Source organism: Sphingobium indicum BiD32, assembly GCF_000382885.1.
GTDB classification, from domain to species: Bacteria; Pseudomonadota; Alphaproteobacteria; order Sphingomonadales; family Sphingomonadaceae; genus Sphingobium; species Sphingobium japonicum_C.
In genome coordinates, this window is the sequence record NZ_CAVK010000171.1 from 15055 (window position 1) to 31255 (window position 16201).

Genomic DNA, 16201 nt, shown 5'->3' on the forward strand with positions numbered 1-16201 from the left:
ATTTATTGTGCCCCGCCCTTGGAAGCCGTCACCTGCTGCGGCGCGCCGGGTTTGACCAGCGTGCCGGGGCGCAGGTTGACCAGCCCCTCGACGATCAGCCGGTCGCCAGCCTTCAGCCCTCCGGTCACGATCCACTTGTCACCAACCGCGCGATCGACGGTCACCTGGCGCATTTCCGCCTTGTTATCCTTGCCAACGACCATCGCCGTCGCGCGACCGCGTGCATCGCGGGTGATGCCCTGCTGGGGCGCGAGGATGGCCTGGGTCCGCTGACCCTCGATCATTTTGGCGCGGACATACATGCCGGGCAACAACAGACCGTCGGGATTGGCAAAGGATGCGCGCAACGTCACCGCGCCCGACGTCGGATCGACCGACACTTCGGAAAATTGCAGGCGACCCTCGATCGGATAGGCGCTGCCATTGGGCAGCAGCAACTGGATACGTGCGCCATCGGCTTCGCTCACCCCGCCACTTTTCATCGACTGTTTCAGGTCGATGATCTGCGCGGCGGACTGGGTGACATCAACATAGACAGTGTCGGTACGCTGGATCGTTGCCAGCGGGTCCGCCTGGCCTGCCTGCACCAGCGCGCCGGGGGTGAACAGCGATCGGCCGATACGACCCGAAATGGGCGCGCGGATGCGGGTGAAATTCTGGTTCACCTGCGCCGATTGCAGAGCGCCACGCTGCGCTGCAACATCGGCGCGCGCCTGCTGCGCGGCCGCATCTGCATTGTCATATTCCTGGCGGCTCACTGCGTTGATGCCAACCAGTTCCTTGTAGCGTTGCGCCTGCAAACTGGTCGACCGGATCGCGGCATTGGCCCGCGCCAGCGATCCCTGCGCCTGCGCCACGGCGGCGCGGTAGGGGGCATCCTCAATCTCGTACAGCAATTGCCCGGCCCGCACGACGCTGCCCTCGGCAAACAGGCGACGGCGAATGACGCCGCTGATTTGCGGCCGGACTTCAGCGGTTTCGACCGCTACGATCCGCCCCGGCAGCTCGTTGAGCAGCGGCGCTGAGCCGGTCGAGAGCGTCACCACGCCGACGGCGGGCGGCGGCGGTGCAGGCGGCGGGCTATCGCCGCAGGCACTCAGCGCCAGCGCCGACGCGCACGCCAGCAATCCGATGAACTTCCCCTTTTGCATCGTGCATATTTCCGTTTTGATAGGATACTGATAGGAATGAACGTTCATTCCACTTGCGCCGCAGGTAGGATCATGCCAAAAGGAATTCAAGATAGAAAAAGGTTGAGAGGGTAAAAATGACCGCAGTGCAGCAAGATCAGCCAGCTTCGGAAAGGACGGGTAAGGAGCGGATCATGGCTGCTGCCCGCGACCTGTTCGACAATCATGGTTTCCACCAATCGTCGATGGCGGAACTCGCAACGGCGGCAAAAGTTTCGGTCGGCCAGATTTATCGCCTGTTCAAGGGCAAGGAGGATATCATCTCCGCCATTGTACAGGCCGATGCAGACGAACGCTGCCTGCACATGGATGCACTGCGCAACCGGCTGGATGCAGGCGAACTGACGATCGAACAGACGTTCGAGCAATTGCTGCTGCACATCGTCGATGAAAAGGATGAGGCCTTGTCGTTCGACATCATGGCCGAAAGTTTCCGTAACCGGCCGGTGGGGGACACGATCGCCGCGATGTGCGTGCGCTTTCGCCGCTATATTCGCGACTTTGCCTGCGCCGCCAATCCTGACCTCTCAGGCGAAGCGCTGGACGGCGCGGAGGAGGTCGTGCTCGCCTGCCTCTTTGGCCTTGGCCACCGCAGCCTGTCGCGCCCCTGCCTGAGCGCGACCGACACCGCCCGCCTGTCCGCCCGCATGATCGTCGCAGCCCTGCGCGCCATTCGCTAACCCAGCTGTTGGTGCGGCGCGCGCCCCGCGCCCGCTATTTCGCGGCCACCCCTTCGGGCAGGACCATCGCCGACCAGCTTTTTGCCGGGGTCAGATAGCGGGCCGCCAGCGCCTGCAACTGCGCCGGGGTGACGGTCAGCATATCCTGCGCCATGGCCTGCATCGCCGCGACATAGCGCGCATCATGGGTAGCGCCTTCCATCTGGTTCATCCAGAAGGCATTGCCCGTCCCCGCCCGCATCAGCATCTGCCGCATCGGCGCAACCGCGCGCTGCAATTCATCGTCGCTGACCGGCGTCTTGGCCAGATCAGCCGCAGTCGATTTCACCACATCGTAGAAATAGCCGATCCGGTCTGGCCGCACCTGGCTGGTCACGAGGATATAGCCGCCGCTCTCATAGGAAAAAGGCCAGCTATTCTGGACACTGGGTGAATAGGCCGCGCCCTCGGTCGATCGCAGCCGGTCGAACAGCCGATCGTTGAATATCTGCGTCAATATTTCCAGTTGGCGCGCTTCCTTTTGCAGGGCGAAGCCGCCAGACGTCGGCCATGCCATGACGGCGGCGGCCTGTTCCTTGTCCCCCTTGTGCCGCAATACCACCGGGGTTTCGACATGGGCCGGGAAGCGCATCGCGCGGTTGGCGGCAGGAACGGGCGTGTCGGGACGGGGGGGCAGCGCCCCCAGCGTCGCAGCCACCGCCGCAATGGCATCGTCGGCCTTCACCTGTCCGAAAATCTGCACCTCGATCGGTCCCGACGCCAGCACCGGTTCCCATGTCGCGCGGAAGGCCTGCGGCGTCAGCGCGTTGATTTCGGCCAGTGACGGCGTGCGAAACCGCACATCCTTGTCATGCAGCAACCAGCTTAAATCCCGGCTCAGCACTGCATCGGGGGATCGGGTCATGGCGTCATAGGCGACGGTCGCGCCGGTCTTGACCCGCGCGATCGGGGCCGGATCCCAGCCGGGCGCACCCAGCTTGGTCGCGAACAGGCGCAATTGATCCTTATAGTCCGCCGGGCGCGTCACCGCCTGCAACTCGAACGCATCCTCGTCCGTCGCAAAGTCCATGCCCATGCGGCGACCATTGGTCAGGTCATCCAGTTCGCGCTGGCCCAGCGTACCGATGCCGCTGGCCACCAGTGCATAGTCGCCCGCCCAGCTCGCCACCGGCTTGGTGGGCGAGAAAGCCTGCTGCCCATGGCCGAAACGCACGTTGATCCGCACCTTCTCGGTCTCGGCATCATTGGCGAACAGGGTCAGCTTGACCCCGTTGGAAAAGCTGATGCTCTCCATCCCCGGCAGGCCGATCGGCGTGCGGGACACGACGGTGGCCGGCGCGCCCAATTTGGGCAGGTCGGCCATCGTCACCAGCTTGTCGGCCAGCCGCGCGTTGGTCGCGGCCTTGACCGGCGCTGCGACGGCGGCGGCCAGCTTCGCGTCCAGCCCCGGCTGCGCCTTGCCTGTCACCAGCAGGGTGCGGAACACGCCCGCGGAAAACAACCGGTTGGTGGATTCCACAATCTTGGCCGGTGTCATGTTCGCCTTGCCCGACCGGAAGATGCTGAGTGCCGCATCGGGACTGACGGTGGTTTCGCGAATATCGACCGCGCTGATCAGGTCGCTCGCCTGTTTGGCCCCGGCCTCGGTATCGGCATTTTCGACCTGGATCGCCAGCGCTGTGTCCATCTGGGCATATTCACGGTCGATCTCGATCTGGCTGGGCGGTGTGGTCTTGGCGTCCTCCACAATAGCGCGCACATCGGCCAGCGCCTTTTCCCAATTATCGCCTGTCGGGATGATCGTCATGAAGGTGCCATCGACCGACCGGCTGACATCCTGCTGCTCGACGCTCGATTGCAGGAAGCTGCCGCCGCTGCGCGCCGCCTGTTCCAGCCGCCGACTGATGATCTGCAACGCCAGCATGTCGGTCAGCTTGTCCTGATTGTACAGGATAGTGTCGGCGCGCGGTTTCCAAGGGCGCAGCCACGCCAGCGTCATGCCCAGCGGCACGCCCGGCTCCACCGCGACGCGGGTGGCAGGGAATTTGGGATCGGGCGTGCCGAAATCGGGCAGCGGCGCGCCCTTGCCAGGCACCGACCAGCCGCCAAACTGCTCCTTTATCAACTGTTCGGCCAGCGCCGGGTCGATATCCCCCGCAATCGCGATCACCGCATTTTCCGGGCGATACCAGCGCTGGTGAAACGCCGTCATCTTCGCCGCCGTCGCCGCATTGAGCGTCGCCACCGTGCCGATCGGCGCATGATCGGCCAGCGGCTGCCCGGCGAAAAAATGTAGGCGGCTGATGTCGGAAATCCGCATCTGCGGCCCGTCACCCTCGCGCCGTTCGGCCAGCACGACGGCCCGCTCGGCATTGACCGCGCTGTCGATGATATTGGGATCGGCCATCATGCCGGACAGGATTTTCAGGCTCTCGCCAAGGGTCTGCTGCGTCGCCTGCGGCAGGTCGAGCGCATAGCTGGTGCCGGTCGGAGTCGTCTGCGCATTGCTGTCACTGCCAAAGGTCACACCCAGCCGCTGCCAGATGCGCTTGGATTCGCCATCGGGAACATGGCGGGACCCGCGAAAGGTCAGATGCTCCATGAAATGGGCATAGCCCTGCTCGTCGGACCGCTCCATCAGCGATCCCGCGTCAATCCGCAGCCGCACCGACACCTGCCCCGGCGGCACGCCGTTGCGACGGATCGCATAGCGCAGGCCGTTGGACAGCGTGCCAAAACGCCACGCCGCGTCGATGGGGACATCGCTATTTTCGTAGAGCCACGGCCGCACCTGCGGCGCAAGCGCGCTGCCCGCGACGGCAGGAACAGGATCGGTCCGGGCAGCCAGCGGCGCGGGCGAGCCCGTCAGCAGCAGGGCAAGGACAGTCAGCGAAGCGGCGGTGCGCCGTGGGAAAAATCTCATAGGCGCGCAAGCCTAACGGGATTTTCCTGAATGGCTACTGACAATGACGGTCATGGGAAGGGGGTAAAGCGCCCGCTCGCTTCGAGCGAGTCGAGAAGCGTTTCTCGACTCGCTCGAAACGAACGGCCGATTGATTTAGCGCGGCGCACCCGTGCGCTGGACGGCGCCCTTGTGCGCGCCGACCGCACCGCCACTGCGGCGACGGCGGAAGGGGCGCTTTTCGCCACCCTCTGCGTCGGGGCGATGGGCGCGGTCAGGGGTGCCGCGCTGCTGCTTCTGGCCGTCCTGATATTTGCGCTGGCCATCGGCACGACGCGCCTGCTGCTGGGGCGTTTGGCTGGGTCCCTTCTTGGGGGCGGCAGGCTTGGGCAGGTTGCGCACCGCTTCCATGAAATTCTCCGGCAGCGGCTCCATTTCCAGCTTGACCCGCGTGGCCCTCTCGATGGCCTTGAGATAGGGCCGCTCATCGTCCGCCACGAAGCTGATCGCGATGCCTTCGGCGCCAGCGCGCGCGGTGCGGCCGATGCGGTGAACATATTGTTCGGCCACATTGGGGATTTCAAAGTTGATGACGTGGGACACGCCCGACACGTCGATGCCACGCGCGGCGATGTCGGTCGCGACCAGCAGCTTCACCTTGCCCTGGCGGAAAGCCTGGAGCGCGGTGGTGCGCTGGCCCTGGCTCTTGTTGCCATGGATCGCGAATGCCTCGATCCCCGCCCCTTCCAGGAAACGCACGACGCGGTCGGCGCCATGCTTGGTGCGGGTGAAGATCAGCGCGCGGTCGATGTCCTCGCTCTTGAGGATCAGGTGGAGCAGCGCCTGCTTCTCACCCTGATTGACGAAGGTAGCGCGCTGATGGACACGCTCGGCGGTGGTCGATTGCGGCGCGACGCTGACCTTGACCGGATTGTTCAGGAACTGGGCGGCGAGCGCCTCGATTTCCTTGGGCATGGTGGCCGAGAAAAACAGGTTCTGGCGATCAGCCGGCAGCATCTTGGCGATGCGCTTCAGGGGCTGGATGAAGCCCATGTCCATCATCTGGTCCGCTTCGTCGAGTACGAAGATTTCGGTGTCCTTGATGGTCAGCGCGCGCTGCTCGATCAGGTCGAGCAAGCGGCCGGGCGTCGCAACGACGACATCGACGCCGCCCGCCAGCGCACGGATCTGCTTGCCGATCGGCACACCGCCGAACACGGTTTCCACCGACAATTTCAGGAAACGGCCATAATCGCGAAAGCTCTGCGCGATCTGCGCGGCGAGTTCGCGGGTCGGGGCCAGCACCAGCATCCGGCAGCCCTTGATCGGCGTCGCCCTGGGGTTACGCGCGAAATAATCCAGACTGGGCAGCGCAAAGGCTGCGGTCTTGCCGGTGCCGGTCTGGGCGATGCCGCACAGATCCTTGCCTTCCAGCAGGACGGGGATCGCCTTTTCCTGGATTGGCGTGGGGGTAACGTAATTTTTGGAGGCGAGCGCCTTCATGATCGGCTCAGCCAGACCAAAGTCATTGAATTGCATTGAAAAACTCACAAGTGGGCCTTGGCGCCAACTTGCTCTGCGGATGCAGGAAGGGCGCGAGGCGGGTTACGAAACGACCCGCGTGAAAAGGGAAGCCTCAAGCTTGGCGCAGACTCTCATTGGCCGGTCCGTGGTCCTTGTGCGGCTGTTTCAGCCACCCAGGTTGCGGACGATCACGCTGCCAATCGCTGTGGGACCGTCATGGTCCCTCTGCTGCGCTGCAACGCATATGGCGAAGATGCAGGCAAATAGCAAGCGGCCGTGCGGGATGGCACGGCCGCGAGAATGATGGGGCATTTACAGCGAAATTTCGGCGTGCTTGGATTCCATTTCCTTGGCGACGTCACCGCCGAACAGCATCTTGAACACCCCGGTCAGCGACAGGTCAGCCAGCCAGATTTCCGCCGTGCCCAGGTCAAAGCGCAGCATCAGCAAATTGGGATCGTTGCGGCCACCCTCATACCAGGCCTCGACCTGTTTGGACCAGTAGCGATCAATCACCGCCGGATCGCTTTCCTCGACCAGCGTGCCGTTGATGCAGGCGAACAGGCCGTGATCCTTGGCCGCGAACTGGGCCATGGCCGGGCCGCCAGGGGCCAGGCGATTGTCGCGCGACGTATAGAACCAGAAGCAATGATCAGCGTCAGGATCAAGCTGCGCCGTCATCGGCAGACTATGTTCGTGACTATTGTTCAACCCCACCATCAAATAGGGGCTTTTCGTCATATCGCTCCAGAAATGTTCGCGAATATCTTTTTCCGTTGCCATTTTATCTCTCCTGCTGGGTCATCCCGAATAATCGATGGCCGCCAGCGAAGTTCCCGAAACGCTTGATCTTGCCCCCGCAAATCTCCACATAGCGGCCATGCTGATCGAGACCGAACTCACGCCCAATCCGGCGACCATCAAATTCCTCCCCGGCCAGGCGGTCATGGGCAATGGAACGCGCGACTTTGCGACGCCTGAAGAGGCCGAAGCGTCTCCGCTCGCCGATGCGCTGTTCGGACTGGGCGATGTCACCGGCGTGTTCTTTGGCGGTGACTTCATTTCGGTGACGATCGCGCCCGGATCGGAATGGCGCGACGTCAAGCCTGACGTGCTGTCGATTCTGCTGGAGCATTTTTCCGCCAACATGCCGCTGTTCGCGCCGGGGTCAGCTGCCGACATCAGCGTGCCTCTGGACGATGACAGTTTTGGCGATGACCCCCAGGATGCCGAGATCGTCGCGCAAATCCGCGATCTGATCGACACCCGCGTCCGCCCCGCCGTCGCCAATGACGGCGGCGACATCATCTATCGCGGCTTCGACAAGGGCACCGTTTTCCTCAAGATGCAGGGCGCCTGTGCGGGCTGCCCATCTTCCAGCGCGACGCTGAAGAACGGGATCGAGCAACTGCTCAAACATTATGTTCCCGAAGTCACGGAAGTGCGCGCGGTCTGATCGTCTGCCCCTGTCCGTTCCACCATTTGGCAAATCGCGACGGATCGACTAACCGCAAGAGGAATCTTGAGGGGAGTATCGTTTGCGCCTGCTGGTGATTGACACCGCGACACAGGCTTTGTCCGTGGCGCTGCTGGAAGATGGAGTGCCAGTCGCGCGCTTCCATGAGATTGTCGGGCGCGGTCATGCCGAAGCGCTGCTACCCGCTATTGCCGCTCTGCCCGATGGCGGTCGCGCGGACGCCATTGCCGTCAATGTCGGCCCCGGCAGCTTCACCGGCGTGCGCATCGGCATCGCCGCCGCGCGCGCTCTGGCGCTGGCCTGGGGGTTGCCGCTCCGGGGATATAGTGCCCCGTCGCTGATCGCGGCGCAAGCCGCGCAAATCCATGCCGGCAACGAACCGATCGCCGTCACCATCACCGGCGGCCATGGCGAACTCTTCTGGCAATGCTTCACCCCCGATGGCTTGAAGGCTACAACGCCGATCGCATCGACTGCCATCGCCTCTCTGGCGACTGAGCTTGAGATCGCCACCCTTTATGGCACCGGTGCGGAAGCACTGGTGACCGCGCGCGGCCACGGTGCAGCAGCCAATCTCTATCCCGATGCGGCGGACTATGGGCTGATCGCCGCCCTGCCCGCCCTGCCCGCAACGCCGATATATGGTCGTGGCGCGGATGCGCAGACAATGGCGGAGCGCGCGGCGTCATGATGCCTGGCCTCGTCCTCGACACCTATGACCAGAGCGAGCGCAACGCGATGGCCGATGCAATGACGGTGATGGAGCCCGCCTTCGATCCGGTTTTTGGCGAGGCATGGACATTGCCGCAACTCGCGGGCGTCATGATGATGCCCGGCACCTGGCTGACGATCGCGCGCGTGGACGCGGCGCCCCTGGGCTTTGCGCTGGTGCGATCCGTGCTGGACGAATGTGAATTGCTGCTGCTGGCGGTCGACCCGGCCTGGCGCGGACGTGGCATTGGCGAAGCGTTGCTACGCGATAGTTTGCGGACGGCCCGCCGCAGGGGCATCACGTCCATGAATTTGGAAGTGCGCGCTAGCAACAATGCCATCCATCTCTATGAGAAAACAGGCTTTGAATATGTACATCGTCGCCCCGGTTACTATCGCGGCAATGATGGACAACTATATGATGCTCTGAGTTTTCGCATCGACATGCTGGCTTGACCCCATATGCTCTTGCGAAAATGTCTGGCAAGGTCTAGCGCATATGTACCGTTCCTGAAATGAATCTCGTAGGACGGGTCGCACAACAATAGCCTTACAGGATACAGGACAATGGAAATCGAATCCGCCCAGAGCGAACTGCTCATTACTTTGACGTCCGACATTGTCGCCGCTCATGTCTCCAATAACAGCGTGTCAGTCTCTGATGTCGCCGCTCTGATCCAGAATGTCCATGCCGCATTGTCAGGGCTGAGCGAACCGATCACCGTGCCAGACGTAAAACCCGAACCCGCTGTTTCGGTTCGTTCGTCGATCAAGCCGGATTTCATCATCTGCCTGGAAGATGGCAAGAAGCTCAAGATGCTCAAACGCCACCTGATGACCCATTATCAGATGACGCCCGACGACTACCGCGCCAAGTGGGGTCTGCCCCTCGACTATCCGATGGTCGCTCCCAACTATGCCGAACAGCGTCGCACGCTGGCCAAGAAGATTGGCCTGGGCACCAAGCGTCGCCGCACGGGCAGCGCCGCGAAGTAATCCGCCCGGCTGACGGAACAGTCTTGCGTCGGGGGGCACATGACGCCATGTGCCCCTTTACGCGACGGGAAAAGCCGTTAGGCTTTGCTTGACTGTCCGCACCTCTAAAGCCAGCGAGACTCCATGAACCGCAAGATCGACGTCGAAGCCCTGTGCCATGAAAAGGGGCTGCGCATCACCGAACAGCGCCGGGTGATCGCCCAGGTGCTGAGCGATGCTTCCGACCATCCCGATGTCGAGGAACTGCACAAGCGATCCGCCGCCATCGACCCCGGCATTTCGATCGCCACCGTCTATCGCACGGTGCGCCTGTTCGAGGAGGCCGGCATTCTGGAGCGTCATGATTTTGGCGATGGCCGCGCCCGTTATGAAGCCGCGCCCGAATCGCATCACGACCATCTGATTGACGTCGAAACCGGCAATGTCATCGAATTTGTCGACCCCGAACTGGAACAGTTGCAGAAGCAGATCGCCGAAAAGCTGGGCTTCCGGCTGGTCGATCATCGCATGGAACTGTACGGCGTCGCCCTCGATCGGAAGAACTGACGCGCTGGCACCCCTCCGCCGCTGGACGCGCATCGCAGCGCTGATTGCCAGCCTGCTGGCGTGCCTGCTTCCCCATTTGTTCTGGCGCGCCCTGCGTCGCCGATCGCCCTGGCCGCGCCGCTTTCTGGCACTGGCCGCGCGCGCTGTGGGCGTGCGGGTGCAGATCGCGGGGCAGCCGCATGGCGGCGACATGTTCCTGCTCGCCAACCATGTCAGCTGGATCGATATCCTCGTCATGGGCGGCGCAACCGGCGCAGCCTTTGTCGCGCATGACGGCATTGCCCGCTGGCCTATCGTCGGCTGGCTGGCAGCCCAGAACAACACATTGTTCGTCGCCCGCGAACGGCGCGGCGCCCTGTCTGGGCAAATTGACGCGCTGCGTGCCGCGATGCTGGGTCATCAACCGGTCGCACTGTTTCCCGAAGGCACGACCAGCGACGGCAGCGGACTACTGCCATTCAAGCCGTCGCTGCTCGCCGTGCTGCTGCCGCCGCCGCGCGCGGTGCTGATCCAGCCGGTGCATATCGACTATGGCGTGACGACTGCCGCCATCGCCTGGCATGGCGACGAACCGGCCGGGACCAACGCCTGGCGTGTGTTGGGACGCAAGGGGCGACTGGACGTCATGCTGCGTTTCCTGGCGCCGTTCGATCCGGCCGACTGCGCCGACCGCAAGGTCATCGCCGCCACCGCGCGCGACGCGATAGCGGCCAGCATCGCGCAAAATGCGCCCGATAGCGCCGCAACGCAGCATCGGCCTTCCGCTACCCCCCTGCCGCCTGTATAGCTGGGCCATGAATCGTCCCCTACCGCCCAAGACTCCGGCCACCTTCCACGTCAAATCCTTCGGCTGCCAGATGAACGTCTATGATGGCGAACGCATGGCCGAGATGCTGGGCGAGCGTGGCATGACTGCCGCTACGGACGGAAATGACGCCGATCTGGTGATTCTCAACACCTGCCACATCCGCGAAAAGGCGGTGGACAAAGTCTATTCGGACATTGGCCGGATGACTCGCGAAGATGGCAGCCGCCCGATGATCGCGGTCGCTGGCTGCGTCGCGCAGGCGGAGGGAAGCGAGATCAGCCGCCGCGCCAAGACCGTGGACATCGTCGTCGGCCCGCAGGCGTATCACCGCCTGCCCGACCTGATCGAAAAGGCCGGTCGCGGCGAAGCGGCGGTCGATACCGACATGCCCGCCGCCTCCAAATTCGGCGCCCTGCCCGCCCGCACCAAGCAGGCGCGGCCCACCGCCTTCCTGACGATCATGGAAGGGTGCGACAAATTCTGCACCTATTGCGTCGTCCCCTACACGCGCGGCGCGGAAATCAGCCGCTCCTGGGACGCGATCATTGACGAGGCGAAAGCGCTGGTCGATGGCGGGGTCAAGGAAATCACGCTGCTGGGCCAGAATGTGAACGCCTGGACCGGGGAGGACGACAAGGGCCGCGCGCAGGGCATGGACGGGCTGGTCCGCGAACTGGCGAAGATCGGGGCGCTCCAGCGTATCCGCTACACCACCAGCCATCCCAACGACATGAGCGACGGCCTGATCGCCGCCCATGGCGAAATCGACAAGCTGATGCCCTTCCTCCATCTGCCCGTGCAGTCGGGCAATGACCGCATCCTGAAAGCCATGAACCGCAGCCACAGCGTCGAGAGCTATCTGCGCCTGATCGAACGGGTGCGCATGGTCCGCCCGGACATTGCGGTATCGGGCGACTTCATCGTCGGCTTTCCCGGTGAGACGGAAGAAGAATTTGCCGATACGCTGCGGATCGTCGATGCCGTGGGCTATGCCCAATGCTATTCGTTCAAATATAGCCCCCGCCCCGGCACCCCTGCCGCCGACATGGACGGTCAGGTGGCCGCCGATGTCATGGACGATCGCCTTGCCCGGCTTCAGGCTGCGATCAACCGGCATCAGGTCGATTTCAACGCCGCCACGGTCGGTCGCCGCACCGCCATTTTGCTGGAACGCAAGGGCCGCTTCCCCGGCCAGCTGATCGGCAAGACGCCCTGGCTGCAATCGGTTCACGTCACCGCGCCCGACAATGCGATCGGTGACATGATAGACGTCGACATCATCAGCGCCGGTCCCAATAGTCTGGCCGGCGAATATAGCAGGAGGAAAGCCGCTTGAACCAAAGCCTCGTCATTCCCGCACCCGTGGGACGCCATCTCCCCGATTTACGGCTCCGGCCGATCCTCACGAGATGCATGACGAGCAAGGGAGGCTTTTAAATGGGCAAGAAACCGCACCACCCCCGTACCGACATTGCCGAACGCGCGCGGCTCGAAGTCACTTTTGAAAAGCCGCATCTGCTGGGCACGTTGTTCGGCCAATATGACCAGAATCTGGTCGCGATCGAAAACCGGCTGGGCGTCTATATCGCCGCGCGCGGCAACAAGTTGCAGATCGAGGGCGAGGCGGAAGCCGCCGCCCGCGCCCGCGACGTCATGACCGGTCTCTATAACCGCATCGTCGCGGGACAACAGATTGACGCCGGCGCGGTCGAGGCAGTGATCGCCATGTCGTCCGAACCGACGCTGGACGGCATCATCCGCCATGACGTGGCCGAACCACCTACGGTGATGATCCGCACCCGCAAGAAAACGATCGTCCCCCGCTCCGCTACCCAGGTCACCTATATGGAGGCGCTGAACCGGAACGACATCATTTTCGCGCTGGGTCCGGCAGGCACGGGCAAGACTTATCTGGCGGTAGCGCAAGCCGTCAGCCAGCTCATCACCGGATCGGTCGACAGGCTGATCCTCTCGCGCCCTGCTGTCGAGGCAGGCGAGCGGTTGGGCTTCCTGCCCGGCGACATGAAGGAGAAGGTCGATCCCTATCTCCGCCCGATCTACGATGCGCTCTACGACACGCTGCCCGCCGAGCAGGTCGAGCGGCGGATCGCATCCGGCGAGATCGAGATCGCCCCGCTCGCCTTCATGCGCGGGCGGACGCTGGCCAATGCCTTCATCGTGCTGGACGAGGCGCAGAACACCACCATCGCCCAGATGAAGATGTTCCTCACCCGCTTTGGCGAAGGCAGCCGCATGGTCATTTGCGGCGATCCCAAGCAGGTCGATCTGCCGCAACCGGGCGCGTCGGGTCTGGCTGACGCAGTCGCGCGGCTGGACGGGGTGGAGGGCATCGCGATGGTGCCGTTCGGCATCGGCGACGTCGTGCGCCATCCGGTCGTCGGCCGGATCGTGCAGGCTTATGAGGGGCCGGATGCTTAGGCCAAAAAATTATCCGTTCGCACTGAACGGAGGAAAGTTCGTTCAATGATTGACGTCGCCGTTCTCCATGACACCGGCTGGCCCGGCACCGACTGGGAACTGCTCGCCCAGCGCGCGGTGTTCGCCGCCATCACCCACAGCCCCTATGCCGCCTTCGCCACGGACGAGGCGCTGTATGAAGTCGCGGTCAAACTGACCAGCGATGAGGAAGTGCATGAACTGAACCGCGCCTATCGGGACAAGGACAAGCCCACCAACGTCCTGTCCTTCCCGATGGTGCAGGCCGACCTGTTGCAAGGCACGTCGAACACCGACGATGGCGAGGTGTTGCTGGGCGACATCGTGCTGGCGGAGGGGGTCTGCGCCGCCGAAGCGACCGACAAGGGCATCTCGATCGCCGATCATGCCGCGCATTTGATTATCCACGGGACTTTTCATTTGCTTGGATATGATCATATGGACGACAATGAGGCCGAGGCGATGGAAGCGCTGGAAATTGCGGCGCTGGCCAGCCTTGGCCTTTCCGATCCCTACGGGGATAGAATTATATCAGGGGTATAGGACTAACTATGGCTGAGGGCAGCCCGAAGGACGGCAACGGTTCCAAGGAATCGGACAGTAGTAATGAAGGCGGTTTATGGAGCGGTATAAAGGCGCTCCTGTTCGGCGATGGCGAATCCACGACCCTGCGGCAGGAACTGGAAGAAGCGCTCGACGAATATGACGAGGAGGAGCAGGACGAGGGCGCATCCCCGCCCGCCAAGGGAGACCTGTCGGCGATCGAGCGCCAGATGGTCCGCAACCTGCTCCATTTTTCCGAACATACGGTCGATGATGTCGCGGTTCCCCGCGCCGATATCATAGCGATTGAGGAGAAAGCGAGCTTCGCCGATCTCGCCGCCCTGTTCGCCGAAGCGGGCCACAGCCGAATCCCTGTCTATCGCGATACGCTCGATACCATCGTCGGCATGGTCCATATCCGCGATGCTTTCGCGATCCTGGCGGGCAAGTCACCGGTGCCCGATACGCTGGCCCCTCTGATCCGCCAGCCGCTCTATGTGCCTGAAAGCATGGGCGCGCTCGACCTGCTCGCCGAAATGCGCGCCAAGCGCACCCATCTGGCCATCGTGCTGGACGAATATTCGGGCACCGAAGGCCTGTTGACCTTCGAGGATCTGGTCGAGGAAATCGTCGGCGACGTCGAGGATGAGCATGACGACGCGCCCGAAGCGATGCTGGTGCCGCTTGAAGGCGGCCTGTGGGAAGCCGACGCCCGCGCCGAACTGGACGATGTGGCCGAGGAAATTGACGAGAAGCTGGGCGACATCGACGAAGATGTCGACACGCTGGGCGGCCTGGCCTTCATCATCGCGGGCCGCGTACCGGAACCAGGCGAGATACTCGACCATGAACAAAGCGGCTGGAAACTGGAAATCCTGGCCAGCGATGGCCGCCGCGTAACGCGGTTGCGGCTTCATCCGCCGGTCGAGAAGGTTCTGGACGAAGAGGATTGATATTCGTCTGACCCCTTACACCCGTTTGGGCTGAGCCTGACGATGCCTCACCCTTCTACTTGAAGTGCGATAACTTTGCCTCGATCCGTTCGTTTCGAGCGAAGTCGAGAAACCGCGCGCTACCGTTTCTCGACTTCGCTCGAAACGAACGGAGGCTGAGAGAGGCAATTTGAGGTCATCGCGCTCTAAGAAGTACAGCCCTTCGACAGGCTCAGGGTGAACGGAGGTTTGGTCGTCTCGGCCCGCCCATCCCTCAACCGGGAATAGACGCCCCGAACAGCAGCACCGGCTCACCCGGTGGCGACAGCGCAATCTCGCCGCCCGCGCCGGTCACCAGCTGCCGCACCATCCATGCCGCCGCAGTACGCGACGCCAGCCCTTCAGGCGGCAGCGTCCCCGCCAGCGCCGCGCGCAGATCGGGGTCCAGTACCACCTTCGGTCCTTCGCCGCGCACGACGATTTCGGTCACGCCCGGCCGCTTCTCCGCGCCAATATCCAGCTGTCCACCACGCACCAGTGCGTCGCCCACGATCAGCGCCAGGTTGAGCAGCACCTTGACCGGCAACTTGCCCAGCATCTGTTCCTCGACCATCCAGCCGACCTTGACCCGGCCAGTCCCGGCGAACATCCCTTCGATCGCGACGCGCGCCTCATGCGGTGGCACCGCGTCGCCAAACCCCCCGGCAGAGCCGAAGGCGAGGCGGAAATATTTAAGCTTGTTGGCGGACGTCCGCGCGCTGTCGGCCAGCAGGTCCAGACAGCGCTGGCGCATGTCCGGATCGGTCTCGTCCGCCATCAGTTCCAGGCCGTTGTTGAGCGCGCCGACCGGACTCAAAAGGTCGTGGCACAGGCGCGAACAGAGAAGGCTGGCAAATTCGATGCTGTCGATGGGGTGGGTCATGTCAGGGTCTGCGCCGCCAATTTTTGTGAATATCAAGGATGGCCTGACTGGCTAATGCGCTGCCACGCCGGGCGATGCAACCCCGTCGCGCCGCCTTTCGTTCACTCGACCCGCAGCGTCGCCGGAGCGAAGCGCACGCCTGCCGCACCATCCCCCTGCGCCACCCACAGCCGCGCATCTGCCCCCGCTACGATCAGCCACAGGCTCCCGTCCGGCGCGGCGCAGGCAGCATCAGTGGCCGATGGCACTGCCACCCCCGACGGATGCGAGTGATAATGGCCGATAATCTGCGCCCCGCCCGCCCGCGCCACCCGGTGCGCCGCGATCAGCGCCACCGGGTCCAGCTCGAAATGGCGCGCCGGGTCAGGCGCGACATTGGCGGCAGGCGCGATGGCGTCGATTCGCCCCGCCGCGCCCAGCAACAATCCGCACACCTCCGCCCGATCCGCGGCCGCAATCGCCTGGATCTGGTCCAGCAGCATCCTTGATATTGTGACCGACATCCCTACATCC

At 63.4% G+C, this 16201-nt stretch carries 17 protein-coding genes; 11 read left to right on the forward strand and 6 right to left on the reverse strand.

The window, feature by feature from the left end:
- Positions 1-2: 2 nt before the first annotated feature.
- Positions 3-1151 carry an efflux RND transporter periplasmic adaptor subunit gene (locus EBBID32_RS16940; RefSeq protein WP_006961738.1) on the reverse strand — a complete coding sequence of 383 codons (1149 nt, stop codon included), beginning with the start codon at positions 1149-1151 and terminating at the stop codon, positions 3-5.
- Between the two features lie 173 nt (positions 1152-1324).
- Between EBBID32_RS16940 and EBBID32_RS16945 the strand changes: the two genes are divergently transcribed.
- Positions 1325-1870, forward strand: coding sequence for a TetR/AcrR family transcriptional regulator (locus EBBID32_RS16945; RefSeq protein ID WP_006961739.1), 546 nt, complete (start codon positions 1325-1327; stop codon positions 1868-1870).
- A gap of 34 nt (positions 1871-1904) precedes the next feature.
- On the opposite strand, the gene EBBID32_RS16950 is transcribed toward EBBID32_RS16945, so the two are convergent.
- The 3 genes from EBBID32_RS16950 to EBBID32_RS16960 form a co-directional block, all read right to left on the reverse strand.
- The gene (locus tag EBBID32_RS16950; protein WP_006961740.1) at positions 1905-4793 is read right to left on the reverse strand and encodes a M16 family metallopeptidase; all 2889 of its coding nucleotides are present in this window, start codon (positions 4791-4793) and stop codon (positions 1905-1907) included.
- A gap of 135 nt (positions 4794-4928) precedes the next feature.
- Positions 4929-6311, reverse strand: coding sequence for a DEAD/DEAH box helicase (locus EBBID32_RS16955; protein ID WP_037491435.1), 1383 nt, complete (start codon positions 6309-6311; stop codon positions 4929-4931).
- A 297-nt stretch (positions 6312-6608) separates the two neighbouring features.
- Complete coding sequence (locus EBBID32_RS16960; protein WP_006961742.1) at positions 6609-7079, reverse strand: pyridoxamine 5'-phosphate oxidase family protein; 471 nt, start codon at positions 7077-7079, stop codon at positions 6609-6611.
- Positions 7080-7176: 97 nt separating this feature from the next.
- Here EBBID32_RS16960 and EBBID32_RS16965 point away from each other — a divergent pair, with 97 nt between their 5' ends.
- From EBBID32_RS16965 to EBBID32_RS17010, 10 genes are all read left to right on the forward strand, one after another.
- The gene (locus tag EBBID32_RS16965) at positions 7177-7752 is read left to right on the forward strand and encodes a NifU family protein (protein ID WP_037491464.1); all 576 of its coding nucleotides are present in this window, start codon (positions 7177-7179) and stop codon (positions 7750-7752) included.
- Positions 7753-7834: 82 nt separating this feature from the next.
- Entirely contained in the window at positions 7835-8464 is a 630-nt protein-coding gene (gene tsaB / locus EBBID32_RS16970; protein WP_006961744.1) for a tRNA (adenosine(37)-N6)-threonylcarbamoyltransferase complex dimerization subunit type 1 TsaB, read from the forward strand.
- Positions 8461-8940 (forward strand): ribosomal protein S18-alanine N-acetyltransferase, encoded by a 480-nt coding sequence (rimI, locus tag EBBID32_RS16975; RefSeq protein ID WP_006961745.1) that lies wholly within the window; start codon positions 8461-8463, stop codon positions 8938-8940. Before tsaB ends, rimI begins: the two co-directional genes overlap by 4 nt.
- A 111-nt stretch (positions 8941-9051) precedes the next feature.
- A complete protein-coding gene (locus EBBID32_RS16980; protein WP_006961746.1) occupies positions 9052-9480 on the forward strand; it encodes a MucR family transcriptional regulator in 429 nt (142 codons plus the stop codon).
- A gap of 123 nt (positions 9481-9603) precedes the next feature.
- Positions 9604-10026, forward strand: coding sequence for a Fur family transcriptional regulator (locus tag EBBID32_RS16985; RefSeq protein WP_006961747.1), 423 nt, complete (start codon positions 9604-9606; stop codon positions 10024-10026).
- A gap of 4 nt (positions 10027-10030) precedes the next feature.
- Positions 10031-10813, forward strand: a complete 783-nt coding sequence (locus EBBID32_RS16990; protein WP_037491467.1) for a lysophospholipid acyltransferase family protein — start codon at positions 10031-10033, stop codon at positions 10811-10813.
- Between the two features lie 7 nt (positions 10814-10820).
- Complete coding sequence (gene miaB, locus EBBID32_RS16995; RefSeq protein ID WP_037491438.1) at positions 10821-12170, forward strand: tRNA (N6-isopentenyl adenosine(37)-C2)-methylthiotransferase MiaB; 1350 nt, start codon at positions 10821-10823, stop codon at positions 12168-12170.
- A gap of 101 nt (positions 12171-12271) precedes the next feature.
- Positions 12272-13273 (forward strand): PhoH family protein, encoded by a 1002-nt coding sequence (locus EBBID32_RS17000; protein WP_006961750.1) that lies wholly within the window; start codon positions 12272-12274, stop codon positions 13271-13273.
- Positions 13274-13318: 45 nt separating this feature from the next.
- Complete coding sequence (gene ybeY, locus EBBID32_RS17005; protein ID WP_006961751.1) at positions 13319-13834, forward strand: rRNA maturation RNase YbeY; 516 nt, start codon at positions 13319-13321, stop codon at positions 13832-13834.
- Between the two features lie 8 nt (positions 13835-13842).
- Positions 13843-14787 carry a hemolysin family protein gene (locus EBBID32_RS17010; RefSeq protein ID WP_006961758.1) on the forward strand — a complete coding sequence of 315 codons (945 nt, stop codon included), beginning with the start codon at positions 13843-13845 and terminating at the stop codon, positions 14785-14787.
- 253 nt (positions 14788-15040) lie between these two features.
- Here EBBID32_RS17010 and EBBID32_RS17015 read toward each other — a convergent pair whose 3' ends face one another.
- A complete protein-coding gene (locus EBBID32_RS17015) occupies positions 15041-15688 on the reverse strand; it encodes a histidine phosphotransferase family protein (RefSeq protein WP_037491442.1) in 648 nt (215 codons plus the stop codon).
- A gap of 101 nt (positions 15689-15789) precedes the next feature.
- Positions 15790-16191, reverse strand: coding sequence for a M67 family metallopeptidase (locus EBBID32_RS17020; protein ID WP_006961760.1), 402 nt, complete (start codon positions 16189-16191; stop codon positions 15790-15792).
- Positions 16192-16201 lie beyond the last annotated feature (10 nt).